We start from the raw sequence: 11,040 nt of genomic DNA on the forward strand, positions 1-11,040 counted from the left end.
AGTAAAAATCGGAATATATAATTTTTGTGATAAATATCAGTAACTCGTTACAAATCAACTGGCTATCGCCTAAAAAAACTTCACGTGCTAAACTTCTGAGTGACTTATACTCTAATTCTTATATACAATCCTGTTTATTAATCTAAGGATTTAGATAATCCATCTCTTCTATTTCCATTTCGACCAATAACTGTGTCGGCCGTAATTAGAGAATTTAGAACTGACTCCTCTACAGCTTCTGCAGCTGCTCTAAAAAAGAAATCGATATAATTTTCATTAATTACATTAACTTTACTAGTTACACATTCCTCATAATGTTTAATTTTATTAGCTGTACTAAAAGCAATTGCTATATCACCACTTCCATTTCCAAGATAAGAACCTAATCTTGTTATACCCACAATACTTCTCTTTGCAACTCTTTTCAATTGTCTTGGTGATAGTGGAGCATCTGTAGCTAAAATTATCATAATAGATCCCTTTTCCAAATTATCTATATTACAGTTTGAGTTAGTTACATTTATATCTATATTATTCCCATATAACATAGGTTTTATATCATTGTTATTAAGTATAAAATCTTCCTTGATTCCAAAATTCGATAGTACCAATGCACCTAGTGTATATTCTTCATCTTTTATATTTATTTTTCTAGAAGAAGATCCTATGCCACCCTTATACCCAAAGCAACTCATTCCAGTTCCTGCTCCTACTGCTCCTTCTAAAAAATCTGTAGATGCATTATTTATACTTTCAAATACGTGCTCTTCTTTAACATGAAGTCCTCTAATATCATTTAGATACCCATCATTACATTCTCCAACTATAGGGTTAATAGTTCCTGTTTCAACACCTATATCAGTGTTTATTGAAAGCATATATCTGACTAATCCTTGACTTACTGTCCCTACATTTAAAGTATTTGTAAGCATAATTGGTGTTTCAATTGTTCCAAGCTCCTCTAATTGTATGGTTCCTACAGTCTTTCCAAAACCATTTATTACGTGAACAGCTCCATATACTTTATCCTTGAATAGATTTCCATCATGGGGTAATATAGCTGTTACTCCTGTGTTTACATCTCCATATTTTAATGTAACATGACCTACCTTTACTCCTTTTACATCAGTAATCTTATTTTTTTCTCCCCTTGGTAATTTTCCTACAGTAACTTCATAATCTCTAATTCTCTTCATTATTTCCTCCTAAATTCAAATCACTTATTATAACACTCTATACACTTATCTATATATTTTTAAATAATGACTTATTAAATATTCATCTTCTTAATTTTACTATATTATCTTTCTACATTTCAAAGTTTTATAATTATTTTCCACTTTTATCTTCAAAGGCATATATGTTCATTGAAAGGAGTTGATACTATGGCAATAACAAATACTAAAAATAATACAGCCTTAGTTATTAAATATACAAAGGGGCAAAACCAGGATGGTAGTCCGAAAATTCAAAGTCAAAAATTTTCAAAGGTAAGTGGATCTGCTACTGATGAAGAAGTCTACAATTTAGGCATAGTAATTGGATCTGTACTAATAAGTGAACCTACAGAAATTAAAAAACTAGATGATTATACTTTGAATGAAGGCTAAAGATAAAAAATTTCTACTCTCTCATAATTATAATTCTAAAAAATAAGGAGGATTAATAATGGAAAAAAAATTAGTTATGACCTTTAAGGATGAAACGGAAAATAAATTTAATCTTACAGTTAACTCTGTTAAAGACAGTATATCACCTACAGAAATTAACAATATAATGGACTATATTATATCAACTGGAATATTTAAAAGCAAAAATGGAAAATTAGTTTCTAAAACTTCTGCTATAACCGTAGATACTAGCACTACTGAACACCCATTAGGTAACTAAAAAGGAGTGATAAGCACGAGGGTACTTTTTCAGTATCCTCGTGTTTATATCACTCCCTTTTTATATTTTCATTTCCTTTCACCTGTGTCTCTTGCTATAAGCTAAAATTAATTACTATATAATGTCTAAATCTAATTCATTTCTTAACATATCTTCGTAGGTTTCTCTTTTACATATGAGCCTTGGTCCTAATTTTCCAACTAAAACCACTGGCGCCTTAGGAATCTTATTATAATTACTACTCATGGAATAGCAATAGGCTCCTGTAGAAAGCACTGCTAATATATCACCTTTTTTTACCTTTGGAAGACTTATATCATTAATTAATACATCTCCTGATTCACAACATTTACCAGAAATAGTAACCATAGCTTCTTCATTATTTTCTACATTATTGGCTATTAATCCTTGATACTGTGCACTATATAATGATGGTCTTATATTATCTGTCATTCCCCCATCTACAGATACATATTTTTTAATATTAGGAATTTCTTTAACTCCTCCAATAGTATATAAAGTGATTCCACTATTTCCAACTATACTTCTACCTGGTTCTATTATTATATTAGGATTCTTCATCTGTAACTTTCTACTACAACTCTCTACTTCATTTAAAATTCCAGCACAATATTCCTCTATAGTTTTGGGATCGTCACCTTCCCCATAATATATACCAAACCCTCCACCTAGGTTAAGTTCTGTCATACTAATTTCAAAATGATTATTAATATTATTCATTAAATTAATCATAATCCTTACAGCTTCTCTATATGGTTCTATATCAAATATCTGCGATCCTATATGACAGTGAAGTCCTTTTAAATTTATATTCTCAAGCTCACTTATACTCTTTACTACTCTAAATATATTATCCTCCAAAAGAGTAAATCCAAACTTAGAATCAATCTGTCCAGTCTTGATATATTCATGAGTATGTGCCTCAATTCCCGGAATTATTCTAAGTAATATATCCTGAGTTTTTCCATAAACCTCACATATATTATTAATATTCTCTAATTCCATCATATTGTCCACAATAAAGGTTCCAACACCCGCTTTTATTCCTAGTTTTATCTCTTCAATAGTTTTATTATTTCCATGAAAATATACTTTATCCATAGGAAATTCACTGACTATAGCAGTGTAAATTTCTCCTCCTGATACAACATCCAAGCATAGGCCTTCATTCTTTATAACTTGAACAATAGCCTTAGTTAAAAATGCTTTTCCAGCATAGGCTACTTTGTTATCATTCATTTTTGCACCCATGGCTTTCATATATCTTCTACAGTTATCTCTAATTTTCTCTTCATCCATGACGTAAAGAGGAGTTCCAAATTTTTTAACCAGCTCTAAAGTATTAATTCCACCCACAAAAAGATTGTTTTCTCTAACATTCATTGTTCCAAATAAGTTCATAGTAAATTCTCCTTTCAGCTCCCCACTATAAGTTTATGAGAGTAATATTTATTTGGGTACTTATGTACCAAAATAAAAAAAGGCGGACAAAGGAACACCCTTGTCACGCTCAATTTAATTCACTATGAACACAACAGGTGTTACTTTGTAGCTCTCCACTATTTTCATAGTGGCAGTATAGCACATATTTTGTACTATCCCAGAGTATATCCTTGCCAGGTTATTCTCTTCGGCTTTTCTCCCCTTTCTTCTTGTATCATCGTGTGCCCACTTCTCAAGAATACTTTTGGTAAAAGCTCCTCTACCCTAAATAACATCTCTTAATTATCTAAATTTAATTTTAATACTTATTGGGATAAATATTTTAATTTTCTTAATAATATAATACTCAACAAACATAGTCAATATTTATTTGATATATTTTTTAATATAACGTATACATTTCAAATTTTACTTCTTTTATTTTGTAATTATTACTTTATTTTCTTGATATATTTCACAACTAATCATATAATTTGTATATAATATTATATACTGTATTTAGGAGGTATCTCTATGGGAATAAAAATTGTACTTTTGATTGTTGCATCCTTATTCTTTGCAATTGGAATATGCATAAGTAAATTAAAGTGGTATTGGCTAATCTCAGGATACAACACTATGAGTAAAGAAGAAAAAGCAAATGTGGAAATTGAAGCCTTAGGAAATTATATGAGTAAAATATTCTTTTTTATCTCTAGTTTGAATATTATTGGATTTATATTAAATTATTTTTTTAATATTTCTTTAGCTATTTTTATAGTTCTAACTGTAATTGTACTACTGTATTCTATTTATAATTGTCAACGCTTTGACCATAATCCAAACTCTAGTAAAGAAACAAAAATCGTATTAGTAATAGTTATATTTATTATGCTGATAACTTGTATACCTATAATGGCTATTGGTTATTCAACAACTAAAGTAACAATCACTGATACTTCTATAAAAATATCTAGTGGAGTTAATGCTTCAATTACAAAGGATAAAATAAAAAGTGTATCCCTAGTAAATGAAATGCCTAAAATTCTTATTAGGACAGGCGGCATAGACATGGGTAGAGTTCAAAAAGGAAGTTATAGTCTAGAAAATGATATTAAAGCTAAGCTATTCTTAGCTAGTAAAGAGGGTCCCTTCATTGAAATCATATTGGACTCAAGCCCTTCCCATTATTACATTAACTATAAAGATTCAAAAAATACTAATACAACCTATGAGGATATTATAAATAAATTAGATTTAGATAAATAATACCATAACATGAATTTTTATTATAACATCACTACCATATATACAACATATTACTAGTATTATTTTATGTAATTCTACAAATGATAATATTACTCATATTAAGGAGGAAGTATTATGTCTAAAAATTCTTGTAAAACTAAAAATAAAAAAACTACTTCACTAAAATCTGATCCAATATCCCCTAAATATCAAGAAGGTGTTAAAAATAAAGCTAATGAGCATTCTCCATATGGAGAAAATGAACCTTCTACTCATACTACCTTTAGATAAGATAAGCTAACTAGGAATAATCTTTTACAATTTTATTCTTAGTTAGCTTTAAACTTATAATTTCATTATACTATTTTTCATTATTAAATATGGTGAATAGATCTTTTATTTTTAGTCTATTACCTGTATGAAGTATTACTACAGAGTATACTCTAGCTGTAAATAGAGTCAACACTACAATTGTTGCTATTAATATTAATAATGAAATTCCCATCTGAGCTATACCTACTGTTTCTGATAAAATCATAGATGGTATATAAAACGGTGCTGAAAATGGTACATAGGTTGCAATGGTTCCTATCACTGATTCTGGAGACATTATAGCCGCATATGCTAGGTAAAAACCAATTATTGAAATAAATGATACTGGCATTATAGCTGTATTTAAATCTTCTAACTTACTTATAGTTGCACCAACTAAAGCATTTATAATAGCATACAATACATATCCTAATATAAAGAATAGTATTATTAATACCACTTGTACCACTGGAATTTTTCCAAGTACTGTTGATATATCAAATATATTTGCAGATGTATCTATAAACTTCTTAACTATAGCTCCACTTCCTATAAAGGATATATATGCAGTTAGTAATATAGATGCAAACTGAGTTATTGCTAAGAATCCCATACCAACACACTTACCTACAACAAGTTCCATTGGTTTAGTTGATGTAAGTAATAATTCCATTACTCTTGAGGTTTTCTCTGCAACTATAGAGCTGGCAACCCAATATCCATAAAAATAAATTATATAGAATAGTAGCATACACGCTACCATAGGAAATACCATTTTTATTATCATATCTTCCAAGGTATCATCCTCATCACCTGCAGTAAATACTTGAGTGTTTATAGGTGTAGATAATTTTCCTATCTCTTCTTGTGATACTCCAGCCTTAATTAATCTACTATTATTTAAAATACTAGATATAGTTTCTGCTAATATTTGTCCATCCTCTGAAGATACAGCATCACTAGTAGGTGTTATTACCTCTACGTAATATCCTATGTTTTCATTACTAATAGAAACTAAAACCATCTTATCTTCCATAGTTTTAAGTTTTTCTAATATAGACTCTCTACTTTCTGTAGCCTTTTTAAAATTTAAATTTGGAAAAGCTACTTTTAATCCTGACTCTAAATCTACCTTCAAGTCAGAGTCATCCATATAATAAGCAGTCTCTATTCCAATTTCTTTGCTACCATTAGTTGCCTCTTTACTGTCATCATCCTTACCAAAAATCGCAGGAATAAAATTTACTAATGATGTTAATATAAGCACCGCTATCAATATTATGGTGGTAGAAATCTTAAATGCCTTACCCTTAACTTGTTGAGCTACAGTAAATTTTGTAACCTTCCAGAAATTATCCATACTCATTTCTACTCACCTACCTTTTCAATAAATATTTCATGAAGAGTTGGTTCCCTAAGCTCAAATCTAATAACTTGAATATTTTTACTTAATATTTCTTTAAGTAAACTTGTAGCTTCATCTTCATTATTAATACTTAACTCTATATAATCTTGATTTTCATTTAAAATTTTCATATTAGCTTTTTCCAATAGCTCTTTTATATCGCCATCACAATTTAAAATTAAGTGATTTCTTCCATAGGACTTTTTAATCTCTTTTAAATTACCACTTAACACAGTTTTACCTTTATTAAGTATAACAAGATTCTCACAAAACTCTTCTATAGTACTCATTTGGTGACTTGACATTATTATATATTTGCCTCTTGCTATTTCTTCCTTAATTATATCTTTAAACAAATCTGTATTTACTGGATCAAGTCCACTTAAAGGTTCATCTAAAATTAGTACTTCTGGATTAGATATTAAGGCTGCAATAAATTGTATTTTTTGCTGATTACCCTTTGATAATTGCTCTGCTCTTTTATTTCTATATTCAGTAGCCTCTAATCTTTCAAGCCAATATTCAATACTTTTTAACGCCTCCTTGCGAGTCATTCCTTTTAACTCACCAAAGTATATTAATTGATCTAACACAGTAAATTTTGAATATATACCACGTTCTTCTGCTAAATATCCTGTTGTAACTTCTTTAGAATTAAAAGGTTTCTCATTCCAAGTAACCCTTCCATTATCTTTTTTCAACATTCCTAGCATCATTCTTATGGTAGTAGTTTTTCCTGCACCATTAGTTCCTAATAATCCAAAAACTCCCGGTTCTTCTATTGAAAAGCTTAAATTATCAACTACCAATTTATCACCATAGCTCTTAGCAAGATTATTTACCTTTAACGCCATATTTCCTCCCCTTATCAATTTTTTCAATTGAGTTATGTTATAACTTTATGTAAATCCTTTTTTACCCATGGTATAAATATATATTATTGTTAATTTGTAGTCAATACACTTTTTTTAAATATAACTTGAATTTCACTTGAAACTACTTAAACTTATACCTCTTTTCTTCTTCAACAATTATATTTTATTATTCTATGTAATATGCAAAAAACACCTAAAAGGTGTTCTATAAGCATTAAATATATAATTTTATATTTATTTTAATCTGTTCTAAGCTTCATTCCCTTTATTATAATACCAATGATACCTATAGATAATACGATATCTCCAATACTGGCTATTCCTCCATACTTCCATAACTTATATGGTATTACATCTGCTAGAAATTTAAACTTTGTTTCTGCACTAATAATAGAATATAAACCTTTAGTTTCTACTGGTCCACTTACATTTAATATATCCATAGCCTTTGTACTAATAGGCATAGTACATCCATTTCCGAATATAACCACTATATTCAATAAAAAGCCTATCCCAATGACTAAAATCATCTTATATTTTCTATTGATATATATAAATGCTATTATACAACTATACATTACTATATTTAAAACATAAGTTAAACTTCCAATTTGAAGGTGTCCTGATTTAAGAAAAATTTTCATTATAAATTCCACTAAAAACCCTAGGGCTATAAGCCACCATCCTCTAATTTCGAGATTATTTAAGTTTTCTATATTTCCTTTTAGCAAATATCCTAATACTACTCCAAGAACTACTGAAAATAAGAACATGGCTATCCCCCATATATGTAAAATATTTTAAGTTGATTTATTTTTAATTATTATATTAAGGCAACTTTCCACCATTCTTTTCTACAATTCTTAAATAAGTTTCTGCCACCTTAGGATGAAATTGAGTACCTGAATATTTTTTAATTTCCTCTAAAATAATACTTTCCGAAAGTCCTTTCCTATAAGGCCTATCAGATGCCATAGCATCCACCGTATCTGCTAGCTGAACTATGTAAACATTTAAAGGTAATTCATCACCTTTTTTACCATCTGGATATCCTTTTCCGTCATACCTTTCATGATGGTTTCTAACTACAGGATAAACATAATCAATATTTTTAATATCCTTAATTATTTTAATTCCTATCTCCGGATGCTCCTTTATTGCATCGAATTCCTCATCCGTTAACTTCCCTGGTTTATTTAAAATAGCATCACTAACTCCAATTTTACCCACATCATGCAGCATAGCAGCTATATTTAATTCTTCAATACTCCACTGATTATATTTTAACTCTTTTCCAATGGCTACAGATATCTCTGCAACCCTTCTAGAATGTCCTTCTGTATATTGATCCCTAGCATCAATTGCATTCATTAAGGCTTCAACAGTATCTATAAATTGTGATTTTGAACTTGTATATAACAGCAGAGTATATCTAATTAATAATAATGAAAATGTTATGAATACTATGCCTAAATAACCATACTTAATAAATACTAGCGCTAATAAAATTCCTATTGGAATCATAACTACAGAATTTAATATTCCCATTCTTATATTACCCGTAAAACAGAATACTACATTCTTATTTGTAACTATAGACATTAATATAGACATTATTAAACTATTAACTATTATGAAAGCAAAACAAAATACTATCAATGGTCCTATATTGCTAACTATAAAGTTTAGACTAAATTGTCCACCTAAGGTTTTATAAAAAAAACTACCAACTACAACTGGTAATATTAACGCACAACAATTAAATATTGTTCCATATAGTGGAGTATTAAATACATGTTTATATTTACCATCATCTATTTTCATAACTCTAAATAAGAATCCCACTACTAGAATTATAATGCATTGAAAAGGACCAAACAAAATATAAGATGCTATAGTTACCGCAAAGCTTGTACTAAAAGACATATTCCTAAAATATACAGTAAACGATTCTGTAATTGCTGTTAGAATTATAAATACTACAATATTTGCATAATTACAAACTTCTATTTTTATTTTCCCTTCAATTATAGGTATTATAAAAGATATTATAGTAATTATATAAATTGAAAGAAAAAATCTTTTTTGTTTTGAAGATATACTATTCATCTTATTCCTCCGCTATATATTTAAGGCCGATTATTTATTATCTTTAACTATTAAAACACCCAAGTGATAGTTGATCCACCTGCCATTGCTAAAGCTATTAAAGCTATTAAAGCTGGCATTACTTTTTTCATGTTTTTCATTATAAAATCCCCCTTATATGCAAATTAACAAAGATCCGCTAAAAATCTGTCATAATTTCCACTCCGCTAAGGGAAGATAAATAAAATATGAATATAATTTAAATATAATCGGCCATTAAACCAGTTTAACTATTTTTCTATTCTTCTATTTATTGCATCAAGAGTGGCCTTTGCTATTGCCTCATTTACATCATTTCTTACAATGGCAGTTCCTATTAGAACCTCTTCTGCAATGTCATTTATCATATTTACAATAACGGTTACATAAGATACGTCTCTAATTGAGTTTATTACTATATCCTCTACATCAAAAACAGAGACTTGTCCAATTATTTCTTCTACAGCAGACACAGTAGCCTTAGCTACTACCTTAAGTCTATTAATACTTGTTCCAATTGCAGTTTGTGTAGACGTATATTCATCGTCATCCATATTTAATCTAATTTCACATCTTACGTTATTATCTTTAACTTCTAAAGAAATACCTTCATATCTAATTCTCTTTATAGACTTCGTTTCCCCAGTATCTATTTGAGCTATACTAATTAATTTTCTATCTATTCTATAATTAAATATCGCAAGAAGTGCTGATTCGATGTCTCTTACAATCTGTTTAGGTGATCTTGTAGTATTGGCAATTATATGAACCTCTTCTACTTCTTCATCATTATATACTACTTTACTATGAGTTACACCTTGAATTTTCGCTATAACATCTTCAAAGGACATAAAATCCATAAATAACACCTCATTTTTATATTTTCAGTTAAATTATACATAATATTTCCTTTATTAACAATATTATTATCTGTAATTATTTTCAAATGTTCTATTTCTATTATATTATCATTGAAATATGGATTATTTTTTACCATAATTTGTAATAATTTAAAAACTATAAAATAAAAATATGTTGAGATATAGATTCATCCCATATCTCAACATATTAATGTACATTTTCTAAAATTTAATTTTATTTTCTGGAGCTGCATATTCCTTAGCTTCTACTGGCAATCCCTTTTCCTTAAGTGCATTATTAATCACACTTACTATAATTGAATAAATTACAGCAAATGTTGGAACTCCTAATATCATTCCTACCACTCCAAATAATCCATTTCCTAAAAGTATGGCAAACATTACCCAAAATGCAGTCAATCCTGTGGAGTTTCCTAAAATCTTAGGCCCTAATATATTTCCATCAAACTGTTGAAGCACTAAAATAAATAATATAAACCATAATGCCTTAATTGGACTAGTAATAAATATAATTATAACGCTAGGAACTGCCCCTATAAATGGCCCAAATACTGGGACAATGTTAGTTATTCCTATTATAAAGCTTACAAGAAGTGGATATGGCATTTTAAATATCTTCATACCAACAAAACATATGACTCCTATAATTAATGAATCTAACAACTTACCACCAAGAAAACCTATGAAAGTTTTATGACTAGACCTAGTGAGCTCTATTACATATTTTACAGGTTTCTCCGGCAACATAGCATATAAGAATTTTTTAATCTGTGCAAAAAACTTTTCTTTTCCAGCTAATAAGTAAATAGATATAATTGTTGCTATAAATATATTTAGCCTGAATTATTCATAGAAAAAT

At 28.7% G+C, this 11,040-nt stretch carries 12 protein-coding genes and 1 riboswitch; of the genes, 4 read left to right on the forward strand and 8 right to left on the reverse strand.

Annotation, left to right across the window (positions count from 1 at the left end; all coding sequences use genetic code 11):
- Positions 1 to 137: 137 nt before the first annotated feature.
- Positions 138 to 1,196 (reverse strand): P1 family peptidase, encoded by a 1,059-nt coding sequence (locus tag B3J31_RS04180; RefSeq protein WP_346867830.1) that lies wholly within the window; start codon positions 1,194 to 1,196, stop codon positions 138 to 140.
- Between the two features lie 189 nt (positions 1,197 to 1,385).
- Between B3J31_RS04180 and B3J31_RS04185 the strand changes: the two genes are divergently transcribed.
- Positions 1,386 to 1,610: a DUF1659 domain-containing protein gene (locus B3J31_RS04185; RefSeq protein ID WP_150845717.1), complete on the forward strand. Its 225-nt coding sequence runs from the start codon at positions 1,386 to 1,388 to the stop codon at positions 1,608 to 1,610.
- Between the two features lie 58 nt (positions 1,611 to 1,668).
- A complete protein-coding gene (locus B3J31_RS04190) occupies positions 1,669 to 1,890 on the forward strand; it encodes a DUF2922 family protein (RefSeq protein ID WP_150845716.1) in 222 nt (73 codons plus the stop codon).
- Positions 1,891 to 2,004: 114 nt separating this feature from the next.
- Here B3J31_RS04190 and lysA read toward each other — a convergent pair whose 3' ends face one another.
- Complete coding sequence (gene lysA, locus B3J31_RS04195; RefSeq protein ID WP_346867829.1) at positions 2,005 to 3,312, reverse strand: diaminopimelate decarboxylase; 1,308 nt, start codon at positions 3,310 to 3,312, stop codon at positions 2,005 to 2,007.
- A 140-nt stretch (positions 3,313 to 3,452) separates the two neighbouring features.
- A riboswitch (Lysine riboswitch) is annotated at positions 3,453 to 3,624 on the reverse strand.
- 243 nt (positions 3,625 to 3,867) lie between these two features.
- Between lysA and B3J31_RS04200 the strand changes: the two genes are divergently transcribed.
- On the forward strand, positions 3,868 to 4,602 hold the full coding sequence (locus B3J31_RS04200) for a DUF3784 domain-containing protein (protein WP_346867828.1): 735 nt from the start codon (positions 3,868 to 3,870) through the stop codon (positions 4,600 to 4,602).
- 114 nt (positions 4,603 to 4,716) lie between these two features.
- Complete coding sequence (locus tag B3J31_RS04205; RefSeq protein WP_167403121.1) at positions 4,717 to 4,872, forward strand: hypothetical protein; 156 nt, start codon at positions 4,717 to 4,719, stop codon at positions 4,870 to 4,872.
- Between the two features lie 70 nt (positions 4,873 to 4,942).
- Here the strand turns inward: B3J31_RS04205 and B3J31_RS04210 are convergent, their stop codons facing one another.
- The 6 genes from B3J31_RS04210 to B3J31_RS04235 all read right to left on the reverse strand — a co-directional run bounded on the left by B3J31_RS04210 (position 4,943) and on the right by B3J31_RS04235 (position 11,012).
- Positions 4,943 to 6,259 (reverse strand): ABC transporter permease, encoded by a 1,317-nt coding sequence (locus B3J31_RS04210; RefSeq protein ID WP_346867827.1) that lies wholly within the window; start codon positions 6,257 to 6,259, stop codon positions 4,943 to 4,945.
- A 2-nt stretch (positions 6,260 to 6,261) separates the two neighbouring features.
- Positions 6,262 to 7,152 (reverse strand): ATP-binding cassette domain-containing protein, encoded by an 891-nt coding sequence (locus tag B3J31_RS04215; RefSeq protein ID WP_150845712.1) that lies wholly within the window; start codon positions 7,150 to 7,152, stop codon positions 6,262 to 6,264.
- Positions 7,153 to 7,412: 260 nt separating this feature from the next.
- Positions 7,413 to 7,946, reverse strand: a complete 534-nt coding sequence (locus B3J31_RS04220) for a DUF5317 family protein (RefSeq protein ID WP_346867826.1) — start codon at positions 7,944 to 7,946, stop codon at positions 7,413 to 7,415.
- A 55-nt stretch (positions 7,947 to 8,001) separates the two neighbouring features.
- Positions 8,002 to 9,282, reverse strand: coding sequence for an HD-GYP domain-containing protein (locus tag B3J31_RS04225; RefSeq protein WP_346867825.1), 1,281 nt, complete (start codon positions 9,280 to 9,282; stop codon positions 8,002 to 8,004).
- A gap of 269 nt (positions 9,283 to 9,551) precedes the next feature.
- Entirely contained in the window at positions 9,552 to 10,160 is a 609-nt protein-coding gene (locus tag B3J31_RS04230; protein WP_346867824.1) for a hypothetical protein, read from the reverse strand.
- A 222-nt stretch (positions 10,161 to 10,382) separates the two neighbouring features.
- Positions 10,383 to 11,012, reverse strand: coding sequence for an AI-2E family transporter (locus B3J31_RS04235; protein WP_346873677.1), 630 nt, complete (start codon positions 11,010 to 11,012; stop codon positions 10,383 to 10,385).
- Positions 11,013 to 11,040 lie beyond the last annotated feature (28 nt).

The sequence above is a fragment of the Clostridium sp. UBA5988 genome, from assembly GCF_002435615.1.
In the GTDB taxonomy this organism is placed as follows: Bacteria; Bacillota; Clostridia; order Clostridiales; family Clostridiaceae; genus Clostridium_J; species Clostridium_J sulfidigenes.